Source organism: Prochlorococcus marinus XMU1404 (assembly GCF_017696175.1).
GTDB lineage: Bacteria > Cyanobacteriota > Cyanobacteriia > PCC-6307 > Cyanobiaceae > Prochlorococcus_A > Prochlorococcus_A marinus_X.
The window spans coordinates 342974-360837 of sequence record NZ_JAAORE010000003.1; the positions used below are offsets into that span (position 1 = coordinate 342974).

The following is a 17864-nucleotide window of genomic DNA, read 5'->3' on the forward strand; positions in this document are numbered from 1 at the left end:
AACTAAAAATATTAATTAAGTGGAGCAGGTGACATCATATCTCCGGGTAACCAAATTCTTGCGCTAACAGCAAAGAAGGCAATCCCAAAAAGTGAGACGATAGCAAAAGGTAAGATTTTTGTCTTAATAAATCCCAAAGAGTCAAAATTAATTATCACAATAATAACGTGTTTAAGAGACTTTTTAAAAATAATTCTTAGATAATATTATTTCTTGCATTTTGTCTCAATTGACCACATGCAGCATTTTTATCTAGACCTCTGCTTTTTCGAAAGCTAACAGTGATGCCATTATTAGCAAGTCTAGATTGGAATAGCTGAAGAATTTTTAAAGAGGATCGTTTAAATTCAACACCATCAACTTGGTTGTACTGTATTAAATTTACATGGCATTGAAAACCTTTGAGCAAATTACTCAATTCATTGGCATGTTCTAGTTTGTCATTAACTCCACTTAGCATTAAATATTCAAAACTTACCCTACGACCAGTATCTCTTACAAATTGCTTACAGTCTTCAATTATATTTTTGATGTCATAGTTTTTTGCACTTGGTATGATAGTTTCTCTTATTTTTTGATTTGAAGCATGTAAGCTGATTGCTAATGTAAATTGACAATTACCTAAAATTTGAAAAGATTTTGCTGATAATTTTTTAATCATTCTTGGAACTGCAACAGTACTTACAGTTATCTTTCTCTGGCTAATCTGAAAATCCTCATTTATAGATCTAATTGCAAAAAGCAAATCATCAATATTCAATAAGGGCTCTCCCATACCCATAAAAACAATATTATTCACTTTTCTGTTCATTTCATTTTCAATAAATAAAATCTGATCTAATATTTCACTTGTTTTTAAAGATCTCTTTAAACCCTCCTTACCAGTCGCGCAGAATTTACAGTCCATAGGACATCCCACTTGACTCGATAGACATGCAGTAAGTCGTTTTTCTGTAGGTATGCCAACACACTCAATACTTTCATTGTCAACTGTAGAAAGTAATAACTTTAGAGTGCCATCACTAGCTAAAGTCTTTTCTTGCAAACTAAGTTCGCTTACTTTAAAACCATCATCCTTTAATTTTTTTCTGAAATCCAAAGGTAAAACATCGATTTGATCGATGCTTTTTTTCTTATTTCTATAGTTATAGATCCATTTATAGATTTGGCGGCCTCTGAATGCCGCCTGACCATAATCTAAAGCTACATTTTCTAAATCTTTTATAGAACTTCCAAGAAGATTTTTCAAATTATTTTATCTAAAGTTCGAAACTATTTTCACCATAACAGCAAACCATGTTTAAGAAAGAATTCTGTAAGAATAAGCGCAATAAATCCAACCATAGCCATTCTGCCATTAAGTCTTTCATTATAAAAATGAAATCCATAACGAGGTAATTTTCTTTTGGGAACAATCTCTGGCTTAATCATTGCTTACAACTTAAAAATCTATTCTAGTCCCTAAAAATTATAATAGAAAATATTTACTCATCGGACAAAAGTCCTTCCTCTTGTAATCCTTCTAAAGCAGCAGGATCTGGTAATTGATCTTCAGAAAATTGATTTTCAGCACTTGGTCTCGCAAAGGCAGCAAAATTACTGGAAGAAGGATCAATTCCATGTCGATTCCTAGTAGTTTCAAGATCTTCATCACTAGGATCATCAAGTATTGCACTAGAACTGACTGCTGGTGATTGTGGCATATCAACTGTATAGTCTGGTCTTAAGTTTTGAGCTCTTCTATATCCACCAGATTCTTCTGCGAGAATATCAGGATGGGGGCCAGCCTCTGAAGCTAGTTCCTCTACAAATCCACTAAATCCCGTACCTGCAGGTATTAATCTACCAATAATAACATTTTCTTTTAAACCTCTTAACCAATCAGATTTACCTTCAATTGCAGCTTCTGTTAGAACCCTTGTAGTTTCTTGGAATGAAGCTGCTGATATAAAGCTATCTGTATTAAGTGATGCTTTAGTTATACCCAACAAAACAGGAGTGAATTCTGCTGGAGCTCCTCCTGTGATTGCCATTGCTTGATTTGTATCTTCCACTTGCCTCAACTCTATAAGTTCTCCAGGTAAGAGAGTAGTATCTCCAGCATCTTCTATGCGGACTTTACTTGTCATTTGTCTGACAATAACCTCAATATGCTTATCATCGATTGCAACACCCTGGGACTTATAAACATTTTGGACTTCATTCACCATACTTCTTTGTAGTTTCGATATAGATTCTCGAGCTGCATCAATTAATGGTTTTTCATCTTTTAAATCGCTGAAATAACAATCTAATAATTCATGCGGATTTATTGGACCATCAGTTAAAGATTCTCCCCCTGAGACTTGTTGACCATCACTAACCATAATATTTTTTCCAATTAATAGCTGATACTCGTTAACTGAATCATCTTTTTCAATCACAGATAAAGAAACTGATTCTTCGTCATGTCCTTGTTTAATCTGAACAATTCCTGATTTTTTACTTAAAATTGCAGAATCTCTAGGTCTCCTAGCCTCTAATAATTCTTCAATTCGAGGCAATCCTTGAACAATATCTCCAGTTTTCTGTCTCTCAAACACAAGTAAAGCTAAACCATCTCCCCTAAGAACTAAATCTCCATCCTTGACATGTAAAACAGAATCAGGAGAAACCATATAAGGCCTTCCAAGTCTTAAGGTTACTGAACTACTAGAAATTTCTTCAATTTCTCCACAGGAAGTAGATTTCTCAGATTTACTAACAGGATCACCATCAACTACACGATCACCTACCTTAACTACTGCTTTGGTAGTGATCTTAATTTGAATCTTATCTTCTTCTCTTTCAACAATTAACCTTCTAATAGGCTCATCATCAACAACATTTGGCAATTGAACCAATCCTTTTTCTTTACAAAGAATTTGAGTCGTAGCTATTACATCTCCTGCTTTAACTATTTGATTATTTTTAACCTGTAATTCTGTATGCGTTGAGCCATGGCTGGAATCAGATATCGTATCTCTTCTTACAAGAATAGATTCTAAAATTACTAAATTCAATCTATTTATAGATGTATCATTTTTATCTGCAATTGACTCTACATCAATAGTCATCTGAGGAGTAGCGTCAAAACTTTCAACACTTAAATGTGTTCTAAGCAATTCAACTCCTTCAACTGATTTTATCAATTCTCCATCTTTATATGTAAGCCTTTGGATAGCTTTTAAGCCTAAATGCGGTCCTTTTTCCTGTTTAACATGAGTTAATTCAGGTAATTCTGCTTGATCAGGAATAGTAAACTCTTCAACAGTTCTTAATAACAAGCCCCTACATTTGGAAGTTTCTAATTTCTGAACAAATAAGATTTCTTTATTGTCGATATCATCTAAAATCTTTTCCCCCGGATTTACTAAACTCCCTTCTTCTGTAAATCTATTCAAAACTTCTTCATCGTCGCACTCATGAAAAGTTCCATTTCTAACTGTTATTTCACGAAGAATATCATTTTTCTGAGTCACAGTAACAATTCCTGATGTTTGGCTAAATATATCCTTAACTACTTCGGTTCCTGCTTCAATCCATTTCATATCTTCAATCATTAAAAGAGAGATATCCTTGTTTATTTCATGTGTCTCTTGAGGAATCCAAAGCAATGTTCCACCTTGACTTACTTCAAAACCATTTTTAGATGATCTTGCTTTTTTGACACTTAATCCAGGTGAGTATTTTACTAAACCACCAGTTTTTGTACGGAACCTTTCATCACTTAAATCTGCTATGACCTCACCATTACTGATCTTACTACCGGGTGAAGTATTCAAACGATAAGAGGTTCCATCGTTAGATTCCAAATTATAAATTTTGCCTGAATGCGTAGATTCTTCAATGAATTTAAAATTACTCAAAGACATTGAAGTAGTAACAATCTGAACTTCTCTTGAATCTCCTATTGATTCTCTTAATCTAACTTGTCCACCAAACTCACTTGATTGACTTGCCTCTGCCAGAACAGTTCCTTCATCTACAGATTTTCCAGATGTGACAACAGGTCTTGCATTGGGGGGCAAATTATAAACATCACCCGCTAAAACCCATAACCTTCCTAATCTTTGAGCTTTTAAAGTAATATTTCCCTGCCTATCAGTAACCTCCTTTGGTTGAATAACCTTATCGTACTTTACTTGACCAGCCAAATCACAGATAACATCCTTTGTTGCTTTTTCTACGCTCTTCTTTACTGCTCCAACAGTAATTTGGGCGACTGTTATGTCAGAATTAATTTCTTCATCATCTTCAACGAATAAAAGAGATCCACTCGAAACTTCAATTTTTTGAACTTTGCTAGTAGTATTTCCCTGAGGAACTATTTTTAAAACAAAGTCAACTTCTGCTTGTTTGGCTTCTACGCCATGTGGAGTTCTGTAACCTCTTACCTTTGCTTTTGAACTGAATTCAACTCTTCCAGCAACCTTTGATCTTACTACTCCACTTTCAGCAGTTGATACACCTCCTGTATGGAAAGTTCTCATTGTCAGTTGAGTTCCTGGTTCACCAATAGACTGAGCAGCAATAATTCCTACCGCTTCTCCTAAGTCAACCAAATGATTATGAGCCAAAGCCCATCCATAACATCTCCTACAAACAGATCTGTTAGCTTCACATGTTAATGGGGATCTTATTTTTACTGTTCTTATAGATGCTGTCTCAATTTTTTTTGTAAGTAAAGGATCTATTGCAGTATTGTGAGGGACAATTAACTCACCTTTCGAATCTAAGATATCCTCTGCCGTCAGCCTGCCAAGCAGTCTCGTTTGAAATCTACCATCTTCAGCTTCTACTATAATTGATCGTTCTGTCCCACAATCTTCTTCTCTAACAATTACATCTTGGGCAACGTCTACTAATCTTCGAGTCAAATAACCAGAATCCGCAGTTCTCAAGGCAGTATCCACCAACCCTTTCCTTGCTCCATAAGAAGAAATTACATATTCAGTAACTGTAAGGCCTTCTCTAAAATTTGTTCTTATTGGCAGATCAATAATTTCTCCTTGGGGATTAGCCATTAATCCTCTCATACCAACAAGTTGTCTTACCTGGGACATATTACCCCTTGCGCCTGAATTAGCCATCATCCAAACAGAATTTAGAGGATCATTTTGATTGAAGTTATTTTTAACGGCATCCACTAATCTCTCATTAGTTTCAGTCCAAGTATCTATAACCTTTGTGTGTCTCTCGACTTCTGTGATTTCTCCAAGTCTATAGCATTCCTCTGTAGCAGATATTTGCTCTTCAGCTTGTCCTATCAAATCTTGTTTTGCTTGAGGAACTTTTAAGTCATCTACTGAAATAGAAACCGCTGCTTGGGTAGCATATTTAAATCCCAAGTCCTTTAAATTATCAGCCATGGCAGCAGTTATGGCAGTACCATGTGTTTTATAAGACCATGAGACTAAATTTTTTAGGGCTTTCTTATCGACTACTTTATTTTTAAATGACGGTGGCGTTTTAGCTAAAGCAGGCATAGTCACTGGATTATTCTTTTTTGAACTTTTAGTACTTTTACGTACCCTAGATGTTTTTTTTGGTTTAGATGATGTCATGATTGTTAAATGAGTAAAAAGTTTTTAAAGATTAAGTTTGAGATATTGAATCAATGATTGTGTAATTCATCACTACCCTCCCGACAGTTGTAAGAACAAATCTACTTATTAAGTTATTCTGAGAGTCAAATCTATCTCTTTTAAAATTCCATATCTCTAATCTTGAGCCATCTTCTAACTCTTGAGTTTTTTTAGGAGTATTCATTTCGTCTTCATCTTCAACTTCTCCATTAAATCTAACCCATACCCATTCGTGTAAGCTTAGTCTTTTATCTTCAAAAGCAAAAATTACATCTTCTAGTGAAGCGAAAGTAATCTTATTATCTCCAAAATCAGGTTTTCGGTAATTCGGTTGCAAAGCGGTCAGATAATAAGATCCTAAAACCATATCTTGTGATGGAGTAACAATTGGTTCCCCAGTAGCAGGAGAAAGAATATTATTACTAGCTAACATAAGCATACGAGCTTCAGTTTGTGCTTCTAAAGCTAAAGGAACATGAACTGCCATCTGATCACCATCAAAGTCAGCATTAAACGCAGGGCACACTAAAGGATGGAGTTGTATTGCTCTACCTCCAACTAATTTTGGTTCGAAAGCTTGAATACCTAATCTATGCAATGTAGGTGCTCTGTTTAAAAGAATTGGGTGACCGTCAATAACTTCTTGAAGTACCTGCATAACTTCATCGTCAGCTTTTTGTATTAATTTTTTGGCAGCTTTGATATTGTTTACAATATTTTGGCGTATTAATCTATGAATTACAAAAGGTTGGAAGAGCTCAATAGCCATTTCCTTTGGGAGACCACATTGGTGCATTTTTAATTTAGGTCCCACAACTATTACAGATCTTCCTGAATAATCAACACGCTTACCTAGGAGATTCTGTCTAAATCTTCCTTGTTTACCTTCAATGATGTCACTAAGAGACTTGAGTGCTCTATTATTCGCTCCTACAACAGTTCTTCCTCTTCTTCCATTATCTATAAGAGCATCAACTGCTTCCTGAAGCATCCTTTTTTCATTTCTCACGATGATTTCAGGAGCTAAAATTTCTTGAAGCCTAGCTAGTCTATTATTCCTATTAATTACTCTTCTATAAAGATCGTTTAAATCAGAAGTTGCGAACCTTCCCCCATCAAGCTGAACCATAGGTCTAAGATCTGGTGGTATAACTGGAATTGCGTCTAAGACCATCCATTCTGGTTTAGCATTTGTTGCAATAAAATTATCAATTACTCTTATTCTTTTTATAAGTTTTGCCCTTTTTTGCCCCTTACTATTTGTAATCTCTTCTCTGAGCTCCTCAGCAACCTGATTTAAATCAAGGTCCTCAAGTAATTGCTTGAGGGCTTCAGCACCAATTCCCACAAAAGGTTCATTTTCAATTGTTGAATCTTCAGCATAGATTTCATCTTCAATTTCCAGCCATTCATCTTCAGTAAGTAGTTGCTTATATTTGAGTTCTTTATGATCGCCGGGGTCTAAAACTACATAACAGTTAAAATAAACTATTTGCTCTACATCTCTTAGTGGAATATCCAAAAGTATTGCGACATAACTAGGAATTCCTTTCAAATACCAAACATGCGAAACTGGCGCAGCTAATTTTATATATCCCATTCTATGTCTTCTAACTCTACTCTCAGTTACTTCAACCCCACATCTCTCACAAACAATACCGCGATGTCTAACTCTTTTATATTTACCACAATGGCATTCCCAATCTTTAGAGGGTCCAAAAATCTTTTCACAAAACAATCCATCCATTTCTGGTTTGAGCGTCCTGTAATTAATAGTTTCAGGTTTAGTCACTTCACCCACGACTTGTCCATTGGGCAAGGTCCTCTGTCCCCAATCCATTATTCTTTGTGGAGAGGCTATTGAAATTTTGACGTAATCAAAGTGATTTTCAGTTCTTAAGTTGCTGTTAGTCATTTTTGGAAATTTAAATTAGAAGTTTTAATTGAATATTTAATCTTCCTCATATTCCGAGGTTCCCAGAGATTCGTAAGTCGGCCTCGATGGAGTATTTCTTCGGGGATTTATATCTTGCATTAAATCTACCTCTTTTCCTTCATCTGTATAAACACCAATATCTAATCCTAGAGATTGTAATTCTCTCATAAGTACTTTAAAGGACTCAGGAGTACCAGGCCTAGGGATTGGCTTACCTTTAACAATTGCATTAAGAGCTTCATTTCTTCCTTGCATATCATCAGATTTAACTGTTAATAATTCTTGAAGAGTATATGCTGCTCCATATGCTTCAAGAGCCCATACTTCCATTTCTCCAAGCCTTTGCCCACCTTGCTGTGCTTTTCCACCCAATGGCTGCTGTGTGACCAAAGAGTAGGGACCAGTAGATCTTGCATGAATTTTGTCATCTACCAAATGTACTAACTTGAGGAAGTGAGAGTATCCAACCGCAACTGGCTGATCAAATGGTTCACCTGTTCTGCCATCTTTGAGTAATAATTTCCCAGGATCATCAGGATTATAAACCCATGCTTTACCGGGCTGTTTTGAGGCCTCTTCTAGGAATGCTTGTACTGTCTGGTGTGACTTTTCAGCACCATACATTTCATCAAATGGGACAACTTTAACCCTGCAATTTAAATTGGAGGCTGCCCAGCCCATCAATAATTCAAAGACTTGTCCTACATTCATCCTACTTGGGACTCCTAGGGGATTAAGAACTATATCTACAGGGGTTCCATCAGGCAAATAAGGCATATCTTCTCTAGGTAAGATCCTGCTAATAATGCCTTTATTACCATGCCTTCCAGCCATTTTGTCACCAACTTGGATTTTCCTTCTCTGGGCTACATAAACTCTAACAACCATATTGGCCCCGGGAGGTAATTCATCACCTTGTTCTCTGGTATATATTCGAACATCCAATACTCGCCCCTTTTCAGTCTTTGGAACCCTTAGGGAGTTATCTCTAACATCTCTAGCCTTTTCTCCGAAAATTGCTCTCAAAAGTTTTTCCTCAGGTGGTTGATCTGATTCACCTTTTGGAGTAACTTTTCCTACAAGAATATCTCCACTCTCGACAAAGGCACCTATCCTAATTATTCCCATTTCATCGAGATTATTCAAGCTTTCTTCGGAGATATTAGGAATCTCTCTTGTGATTTCTTCAGGCCCTAACTTTGTTTGTCTTGCCTCAATTTCATATTTTTCAATATGTACCGATGTATATAAATCATCAGTTACCATCCTTTCACTTACAAGAATTGCATCTTCGTAGTTGTAGCCCTCCCATGGCATATAAGCGATTAAAACATTCTGACCTAATGCTATTTCCCCTCCTTCACATGCCGATCCATCTGCTAATACTTGTCCAGAGATAACTTGATCTCCAATTTGTACTATAGGTCTTTGGTTTAAGCAGGTATCCTGATTTGATCTTTGATATTTTTGAAGATAATGAAAATGTTCATTACCTTCAGTATCTTTAACAACGATCTCATTAGCATCTACATATGAAACGATTCCATTAACTTTGGTGATAGGAACCATCCCCGAATCTCTAGCAACTTGAGATTCTAAACCAGTCCCAACCAAAGGACGTTCTGGCCTAAGTAATGGAACAGCTTGTCGTTGCATATTTGATCCCATCAACGCTCTATTTGCATCATCATGTTCCAAAAAAGGAATGAGTGAAGTAGCGACTGAAATTACTTGAACGGGGGAGAGCTGAACATAATCGACTTGATGAGGAGGTACTTTTTCAAAATCTTGCCTGTATCTAACAGGTATTAAATTTGCAAGTATATTTCCATCCTTGTCAGTTGCAACATCTCCTGGAGCTACTCTGCACTCGTCTTCAAGATCAGCAGAAAGGTAAACAGGATTGCCTTCTTTATTAACCCTACCATTATTAACTTCCCAAAAAGGTGTTTCAATAAAACCATACTCGTTAACTCTTGCGTGTGTAGCAAGAGAGTTTATAAGTCCTGCATTAGGACCCTCGGGTGTCTCAATGGGACATAATCGTCCATAATGTGATGGATGAATATCTCTTACTGCAAACCCTGCTCTTTCTCGTGTTAAGCCTCCAGGACCAAGGGCAGAGATTCTTCTCTTATGCGTTAATTCAGCCAGAGGATTAGTTTGATCCATAAATTGACTTAATTGACTTGATCCAAAAAACTCCTTTATAGCAGCCACCAAAGGTTTAGGATTAACTAGTTGAGCAGGAGTAAGAGAATCAGTTTCTCCAACGGTCATCCTTTCTTTAATAATTCTTTCTAGACGGTTAAGCCCGACCCTTACTTGATTTTGAAGAAGTTCTCCTACAGATCTCACCCTTCGATTACCAAGGTGATCAATATCATCTAAACTCGCGCCGCCAATATCCAATTCAAGGTTTATTAAATAATCAATAGTAGAAAGAACATCTTCATGTGTAAGTGTTCTAACTTCATCCGGTACAGTAAGTCTCAACTTTTTATTTATTTTATATCTACCAACTCGGCCTAAATCATATCTTTTGGGATCAAAAAATCTACTATGTAATAGTTGTTGTCCTCCAGAAACAGAGGGAGGTTCACCCGGGCGAAGTTTCTTGTAGAGCTCAAGTAAAGCCTGATCTTCTGAATTTATCCCTTCATCATTCGCTGAGTCAATTGAACTCTGATAAAACTCAGGATGCCTAAGTTTATCAACCACATCATTATCAGAGAGTCCCATTGCTCTCATGAGAACATGTGCATTAATTTTTCTAGTTTTATCAACTCTTACATAGAGTAAATTATTTTTATCAGTCTCGAATTTTAACCATGCACCTCTATTTGGGATAACACTCGCGTTGTAAGTTCTTCGACCATTCTTGTCCTGTTCATCTTTGAAATATACTCCTGGACTACGAACAATCTGATTAACAATTACTCTTTCAGCTCCATTAATAATGAAAGTTCCTCTCTCAGTCATTAACGGTAATTCTCCAATAAATACTTCTTGTTCTTTAATTTCCCCTGTCTCTTTATTAATTAATCTGCAAGTCACATACATTTGTGAGGCGAATGTTGCATCTCTTCTTTTTGCCTCTTCAACGTCGTGCCTAGGTCTTTTCAACCTATAATCTTCACCAATAAAATGTAATTCCAATTTACCTGTGTAATCAGAAATTGGAGAAAAGTTTTGTAATTCCTCTATTAAACCCTTTTCCAAAAACCATTTAAAGCTTGCTCTTTGTACTTCAACCAAATCTGGTAGATAAGTAGCTGTTTTTGCTACTTGTAAAGCGCTACTGCTCATCCAAGAAAACCTGAGATTATGTAAGATTTACTATTTACTTTAAATTTACTCAATATTTAGTTGTTTAACTCTTCTTTTTAGTTAAAACCAAACATAAATCTCGATTTCAACAATAAATCAATCTAACAAAAACTAAAAAAAAGTTAGCTTAATAGTTTATAAGATCATTAAATAAGCAGTTAAAACTAAAAATTAAGAAAAATTTCCAGTAATTACTAATACTAGCAGCTTCCGTGTCAACTTAACAAGTCAAATTTAAATAAATCTTCAGCATTCTTGGATGACTCTTTCGCAATTGTCATGAGATCTGTAGATCTTAAATTTGCCATAAAATTTGCAACATTTTCAACGAATGCAGGTTCATTTCTTTTACCTCTATGTGGAACAGGAGCCAAAAAGGGTGCATCAGTTTCAATTAAATATTTATCATTTGGGACTATTTTTGCACAATCATGTATTTCATGTGCTTTAGGAAAAGTTACTATTCCACTAAAACTGATATAAAATCCAAGATCCAAGAATTGCATCATTTCTTTTGGAGTTCCTGTCCAACAATGAAGTACACCTTTAGGACATCTTCCTTCTTTAGTGAGCTTATTACATATCTCGATCATTTGATTTGCAGCATCTCTGCAATGGATAATCACAGGCAAGTCAAGTTCATATGCAAGGTCCATTTGAGGAATAAGAGCATCAATTTGTTGGTTTTTATTTTCATTTTTAAAAAAATCTAGGCCCAATTCCCCAATAGCTACAACTCTTCTATCTTCTTGAGCTGATATTTTTAAAAGAGATTTGGAACTTAGTTCCCATTTTTTTGCTTCAAGCGGATGCAAACCTACTGAATAGTAAATTTCATTAAATTCATGGGCTATTTTTTTTAATTTAGGAATTTCTGTTAATTCACAACAAGCATGTACTAATTTTTTTACACCTTTGGATCGCAATCTAAGAACAACATCCTCGAGATCTTTCTCAAAATTTTCGAATATCAAATGACAGTGGGAGTCTATGAGTTCAATATCGCTCATAAATTATGACCTAAAGTTTTACTTTGCTGTAAGAGTAGTTTTTACAAAATTGTTGATTTTTGTTTTTTTGTTGGCTCCGTTATTCTTATGGAGAACATTCTTTTTAACTGCTTTATCAATTAAACTAAAAGTTTTATTAAGACTGTTTTGCACTAGATTCTTATCATCATCATTAGGCTCTTTTTTATATTTCTCGCAATTCTCTTTAGTTTTTTTAGTCAAAGTTCTTACAGTAGATTTATATGACTTGTTAATTAAACGATTTCTCTCTGCAATTTCTATTCTCTTTTTAGCTGATTTGTTATTGGCCACAGAGGGTAAATAAATATATGATCTTCATCATAACAAATAGATCGACTTCTAATCAATCATATATAATTTGTAAAGGAATAAACTTGGGTTTTAGGCCTTTCAATTTGAAAATTTAAGAATATGAGGATTATTAATAATAAAAAAGAAGCTATCCAAGAATTGAAAAGGATTTCTTCTCGAACTAATTCAGAAAACAATAACAAGATTAATTCAATTGTCGAAAAAATTCTTGAGGAAGTAAAAAATTATGGAGATATAGCAGTGGAAAAATATACTAACAAATTTGATGGTTTCAATCCTGACCCTATGCAAATTAGTGCGGATGAATTAAAGGATGCATGGAATGCAATGGATAGCAATTTAAAACGCTCACTTGAAATAGCTTATAAAAGAATTAGAAAATTCCATGAAAAAGAAATTCCACCATCCTTCACTATAAAAGGCGAACATGGTGATGTAGTTCAAAGAAGATGGAGACCGGTTAAAAATGCAGGTATTTATATCCCTGGAGGTAGAGCTTCTTATCCAAGTACTGTATTAATGAATGCAATACCTGCAAAAGTAGCGGGAGTAGAAGAGATCATAATGGTTTCTCCTGGAAATTCAGAAGGAAAAATAAACAAAACTGTTTTAGCTGCAGCGCACTTATCAGGGATAAATAAAGTTTTTAGAATTGGTGGAGCTCAAGCAATTGGGGCTTTAGCATTTGGCACAAACCAAATCAATAAAGTTGATGTAATTACAGGTCCGGGAAATATCTATGTAACTACTGCTAAAAAACTAATTTATGGCGCTACAGGAATTGATTCTTTAGCTGGTCCAAGCGAGATATTGATTATTGCAGATGAGACGGCTCAAAGCACCTACATAGCATCTGATCTACTAGCTCAGGCAGAACATGATCCTTTGGCTTCTTCAATACTTCTAACTACATCAAAGAACCAGGCAAAAGAAGTTTTAGAGGAAGTTTATAGAATAATAGATGATCATCCAAGAAAAGAAATTTGCATGCAATCTATAAAGAATTGGGGGTTAATAGTTATTTGCGAGAATTATGAATCATGTATTGAATTAAGCAATAACTTCGCTCCAGAACACTTAGAAATATTAGCTTTAGATTCAAAAAAGATTCTTGAAGGCATAGAGAATGCTGGGGCAATATTTTTAGGTAAATGGACCCCAGAAGCTGTGGGAGATTATTTGGCGGGACCAAATCATACTTTACCTACATCAGGAAATTCTAGATTTAGTGGGTCTCTGGGAGTTGAAACTTTTATGAAAAATACTTCAATAATTGAATTTAATGAAAATAGTTTAAAAGTTAATAGTCTTGATATTATCAATCTTGCTAAAAGTGAAGGCTTACATAGTCATGCCAATTCAGTACAAATAAGATTTGAAGATTAACCAACTTTTGAAAGTGAGTAAACAACTGGATTATTGTTTTCAATCTTGCCAACCAATACTTTGTCTGTAAGATCAACGAATAATCCATTTTCTAATACTCCAGGAATATTATTAATACTCATTTCAATATCTTTTGGGTTTTTAATCCCATCATTAAACAATACATCAATGATTAGATTGCCCTGATCAGTAACAACTGGACCAGCTTTTTTATTAGCCATTCTTAAGGTAGAAGTGCCATTCATCTCTAAAATTACATCCTGAACTTGCTTCCATGCATTTGGGAGAACCTCTACAGGTAAAGGAAAAGATTGATTTAAGTTTTTTACGAGTTTAGTTTCATCAACAACAATCAACAATTGATTGGCTTTAGATGCTACTAACTTTTCTCTGACATGGCATGCTCCTCCACCTTTTATTAATTGAAAACTTGGATCAACTTCATCTGCACCATCAATCGCTAAATCTATTTCAGAAACAGAAGCTAAATCAATAAGCGGTATATCTAGTTCGAGCGCTAAAACTTCAGATTGAAAAGAAGTTGGAACGCCTTTTATATTTTTTAGTTTTCCAGATCTTATTTCATCAGCAAGGCTTTTTATCATAAGCGCAGCTGTAGATCCGGATCCTAATCCGAGAGTCATGTCACTCTTTACTTCCCTAATTGCTGCATCAGCAACTATTTGCTTCATTTGAGTTTGTGAATCCAAAATTTTGTTTCTTAGTTTATAGATTATTAAATTTCAATGGATGACTTATGTCAAACCTGGGAGAGGTTCTGGTTTGATATTAATCTGTATCTCTCTATTATCTCTCAAGACATTTAAAAGAAATACTTTTCCAATCTGCGCTTTTTCTACTTCATCTAACAACGCTTTAGGTTCTTCTATGGATATATTTTCGGCTGCTATAACTAAATCGCCTCTTCTCAAGCCTGCTTTTTCAGCAGGGCTGTTAGGTATGACCGATTGAATTAGAGCACCATTTCTTTCGGGCAGTTGAACTAGCGAATTAGGATCTTGATTATGTTCTTTAGCAATTTTAGGATTCAAAGAAATCAATTGGACCCCTAAATATGGATGAACAACTTCCCCATTTTTTAGAAGCTGATCGGAAACAGTTTTAGCTAGATTGATAGGTATTGCAAAACCTAAACCAGCTCCGGGACCACTCCTTACCAATGTATTGATTCCTATTACCTCTCCATTTGAATTTATGAGAGGTCCGCCTGAATTTCCTGGATTTATTGCTGCATCAGTTTGAATAAGATCAAGCCTTTTATCTGAAAATCCTAGGCTATTAATGTCTCTATGTAGACTACTTACAATCCCTAAAGTAACTGTCTTTTCTAAGCCGTAGGGAGTTCCTAGAGCTATTGCCCAGTCTCCAACTTCAAGTTCTTCAGAATTTCCAAGTGGAGCAAAATTAGAATATGTAGAATCCTCAATTTTGACTAAAGCCAAATCAGTTACAGGATCAGTTCCCAAAACTTGGCCATCACAAATGGTTCCATCTGCCAAAGTCACTGAAACATCATCAACTCTCTCTACGACATGAGCATTTGTAAGAACTAATCCATTCTTATTGATAATTACTCCAGAACCTTGACCTCTCTCTCTCTCTGGAGTGATCCCTTGTTCACCAAGCAAGTCTCTCAATAAAGGGTCTAATAGAGTTGGATCAAATTGTTGCCTCTCTACCAATCTCTCAGTATCAATTTTTACGACCGCAGGGCCAACATTTTTAACCGCAGATGATACAAAATTGTGACTTTCATTTGAGGTTAAAGCTAAAACTTCAGCTTTTTGAGAGAAATCAACTAAACAAAAACTAAAAACAATGATAATTTGGATTAAATTAATAAATTTAATCTTGAAAAACTTCATTTATTTACTAATTCTGTGAATTGATTAAATCAATCTAATTGAAGAAATAAATTATTGTTGTTTTTTTGTTTACATCCAGAAAATACAAATTTCTGAATTTTTACAGAAAAAATTTCTTTATTATGTGAAAATTATTTTACATACATTTAAGCTAAATAGGTTTGAATAAAATTAACAACAGTAAAATAGAAACTCTTTTAAAAAAAGTTGCCAATGTACGGGCGTTGCAAATCTGCAGTTTAAATATAAAAACTCATCAAAATCCAATAGTTATAGAAATTTTTATAAAAAAAACTAATGGTGATGATATTTCACTAGATGATTGTGCACTATTTAGTACCCCAGCATCTGAGGAAATAGAAAATTCAAATCTTTTAAATTGTTCATATGTGTTAGAAATTAGTAGTCAAGGGGTCAGTGATGAATTAACCTCAGAAAGAGACTTCAAAACTTTTAAGGGTTTTCCAGTTAATGTTGAGTTAAACCAAAAGAATTCAAAAATAAAATTTCTGAATGGTTTACTTTATGAAAAGTCTAAAGATTATTTAGCTATTAACATTAAAGGTAAAATTAAAAAAATCCCTTTTGATGAAGTACTAAAGATTAGTCTTTCCACATTAAAAGATTAATTATTTTCAACCATTATTCATTTACCCATCATAGATGGCATTAGTTATTCTCCCAGGTTTAAACAATCTTATTGAAGATATTAGTGAGGAAAAGAAGTTGCCTCCTAATATTGTTGAATCAGCCTTGCGCGAAGCCTTATTAAAAGGATACGAAAAATATAGAAGAACTTTTTACATTGGAGTTAACGAAGATCCATTTGATGAAGAATACTTTAGTAATTTTGATGTTGGACTAGATCTAGATGAAGAAGGTTATAGAATTTTATCGAGTAAGATAATTGTTGAAGAAGTTGAGAGCGAAGATCATCAAATATCTCTTACAGAAGTAAAACAAGTCGCTGATGATGCTCAAATAGGTGACACAGTTGTTTTAGACGTTACTCCTGAAAAAGAGGATTTTGGGCGAATGGCTGCTTCAACAACTAAGCAAGTTTTAGGCCAAAAGTTAAGAGATCAACAAAGGAAAATGATCCAAGAAGAATTTGCAGATTTGGAAGATCCTGTTTTAACTGCAAGAGTCATAAGATTTGAGAGACAATCAGTTATTATGGGGGTTAGTTCAGGTATTGGCAGACCTGAAGTTGAAGCCGAACTTCCTAAGAGAGATCAATTACCAAATGATAATTATAGGGCCAACGCAACCTTCAAAGTATTTTTAAAAGAAGTTAGCGAAATAGCAAGAAAAGGGCCACAACTTTTTGTAAGTAGAGCAAATGCTGGTTTGGTTGTTTACTTATTTGAAAATGAAGTCCCAGAAATTCAAGAAGGTACTGTAAAAATTGTTGCTGTCTCTAGAGAAGCAAACCCTCCTTCAAGAGCTGTTGGACCAAGGACAAAAGTAGCAGTTGATAGTGTTGAACAAGAAGTGGATCCAGTAGGTGCTTGCATTGGAGCTAGAGGGGCAAGAATTCAACAAGTAGTTAATGAATTAAGGGGAGAAAAAATTGATGTTATAAAATGGTCATCTGATCCAATTCAATATATTTTAAATTCTTTAAGCCCTGCGAAAGTAGATCTAGTAAGGTTAGTTGATCCAGAAGGGCAGCATGCGCACGTACTAGTACCTCCAGATCAATTAAGTCTTGCAATTGGTAGAGAGGGTCAAAATGTAAGACTTGCGGCAAGATTGACTGGTTGGAAGATTGATGTTAAAAACTCACATGAATACGATCAGGAAGCAGAGGATGCTGCAGTCTCTGAATTAATCACTCAAAGGGAAGATGAAGAGAAGCTTCAGCGCGAAGCTGAGCTAAGATTAGAAGCAGAACAAGCTGAGCGTGCTGCTGAAGATGCAAGATTAAGAGAGCTTTATCCCCTCCCCGAAGATGATCAAGAGTATGGAGAAGAACATTACGAAGGAGAAGAATTTTCAGATAATGATCAATTTGAGACTGTTCAAGAAAATGAAATATCCGCCAAAGAGGAGAGGAAACGGTGATACGACAAACGCCTGTTATGCGTATATGCATTTCATGTAGAAAAACATATAACAGGAAAGATCTTTTCAAAATTACCAAAGATCATAAGCAAGGCATCATGTTTCAAAAGGGAATGGGACGATCAGCTTACATTTGCAAGTCAAAAAAGTGTTACTCAGATTCCAAGATAAAAAAGAAACTTCAAAAAGCTTTAAAAACATCTCTAGAAGCTGAATTTATTGATATTTTTGAAAAAGAAATCACAAGCTACAATGACTATCCCAATTAGGGAATATAATTAAATTAAATCCTCTTTAAATCAGAAAAGAG

At 34.9% G+C, this 17864-nt stretch carries 14 protein-coding genes; 4 read left to right on the forward strand and 10 right to left on the reverse strand.

Annotated elements, in window-relative coordinates; genetic code table 11:
- Positions 1-11: 11 nt before the first annotated feature.
- From HA144_RS08245 to rpsT, 8 genes are all read right to left on the reverse strand, one after another.
- Positions 12-158, reverse strand: a complete 147-nt coding sequence (locus HA144_RS08245) for a hypothetical protein (protein ID WP_209043580.1) — start codon at positions 156-158, stop codon at positions 12-14.
- A gap of 38 nt (positions 159-196) precedes the next feature.
- A complete protein-coding gene (rlmN, locus tag HA144_RS08250) occupies positions 197-1249 on the reverse strand; it encodes a 23S rRNA (adenine(2503)-C(2))-methyltransferase RlmN (RefSeq protein ID WP_209043581.1) in 1053 nt (350 codons plus the stop codon).
- A 29-nt stretch (positions 1250-1278) separates the two neighbouring features.
- The gene (locus tag HA144_RS08255) at positions 1279-1431 is read right to left on the reverse strand and encodes a high light inducible protein (protein WP_079331166.1); all 153 of its coding nucleotides are present in this window, start codon (positions 1429-1431) and stop codon (positions 1279-1281) included.
- 53 nt (positions 1432-1484) lie between these two features.
- Complete coding sequence (locus HA144_RS08260; protein ID WP_209043582.1) at positions 1485-5585, reverse strand: DNA-directed RNA polymerase subunit beta'; 4101 nt, start codon at positions 5583-5585, stop codon at positions 1485-1487.
- Positions 5586-5616: 31 nt separating this feature from the next.
- Positions 5617-7521 (reverse strand): DNA-directed RNA polymerase subunit gamma, encoded by a 1905-nt coding sequence (locus HA144_RS08265; RefSeq protein WP_209043583.1) that lies wholly within the window; start codon positions 7519-7521, stop codon positions 5617-5619.
- Between the two features lie 36 nt (positions 7522-7557).
- The gene (gene rpoB, locus HA144_RS08270) at positions 7558-10851 is read right to left on the reverse strand and encodes a DNA-directed RNA polymerase subunit beta (RefSeq protein ID WP_209043584.1); all 3294 of its coding nucleotides are present in this window, start codon (positions 10849-10851) and stop codon (positions 7558-7560) included.
- A gap of 236 nt (positions 10852-11087) precedes the next feature.
- On the reverse strand, positions 11088-11882 hold the full coding sequence (locus HA144_RS08275) for a TatD family hydrolase (RefSeq protein WP_209043585.1): 795 nt from the start codon (positions 11880-11882) through the stop codon (positions 11088-11090).
- Between the two features lie 18 nt (positions 11883-11900).
- Complete coding sequence (gene rpsT, locus HA144_RS08280) at positions 11901-12194, reverse strand: 30S ribosomal protein S20 (RefSeq protein ID WP_209043586.1); 294 nt, start codon at positions 12192-12194, stop codon at positions 11901-11903.
- A gap of 120 nt (positions 12195-12314) precedes the next feature.
- On the opposite strand from rpsT, the gene hisD reads away from it, so the two are divergent.
- Positions 12315-13601: a histidinol dehydrogenase gene (gene hisD / locus HA144_RS08285; protein ID WP_209043587.1), complete on the forward strand. Its 1287-nt coding sequence runs from the start codon at positions 12315-12317 to the stop codon at positions 13599-13601.
- Here the strand turns inward: hisD and rpiA are convergent.
- Together rpiA and HA144_RS08295 are read right to left on the reverse strand one after the other, a co-directional pair.
- Positions 13598-14311: a ribose-5-phosphate isomerase RpiA gene (rpiA, locus tag HA144_RS08290; RefSeq protein WP_348535050.1), complete on the reverse strand. Its 714-nt coding sequence runs from the start codon at positions 14309-14311 to the stop codon at positions 13598-13600. The two genes, hisD and rpiA, sit on opposite strands and share 4 nt — an antisense overlap.
- A gap of 45 nt (positions 14312-14356) precedes the next feature.
- Positions 14357-15487 (reverse strand): trypsin-like peptidase domain-containing protein, encoded by a 1131-nt coding sequence (locus HA144_RS08295; RefSeq protein ID WP_209043588.1) that lies wholly within the window; start codon positions 15485-15487, stop codon positions 14357-14359.
- A gap of 161 nt (positions 15488-15648) precedes the next feature.
- Here HA144_RS08295 and rimP point away from each other — a divergent pair, with 161 nt between their 5' ends.
- Genes rimP through HA144_RS08310 form a run of 3 tightly spaced genes read left to right on the forward strand, consistent with a single transcriptional unit; the run spans position 15649 to position 17823 of the window.
- A complete protein-coding gene (gene rimP, locus HA144_RS08300) occupies positions 15649-16116 on the forward strand; it encodes a ribosome maturation factor RimP (protein WP_209043589.1) in 468 nt (155 codons plus the stop codon).
- A 34-nt stretch (positions 16117-16150) separates the two neighbouring features.
- The gene (gene nusA, locus HA144_RS08305) at positions 16151-17554 is read left to right on the forward strand and encodes a transcription termination factor NusA (protein WP_209043590.1); all 1404 of its coding nucleotides are present in this window, start codon (positions 16151-16153) and stop codon (positions 17552-17554) included.
- Complete coding sequence (locus tag HA144_RS08310; RefSeq protein WP_209043591.1) at positions 17551-17823, forward strand: YlxR family protein; 273 nt, start codon at positions 17551-17553, stop codon at positions 17821-17823. The genes nusA and HA144_RS08310 overlap by 4 nt, the downstream gene beginning before the upstream one ends.
- Positions 17824-17864: the final 41 nt, after the last annotated feature.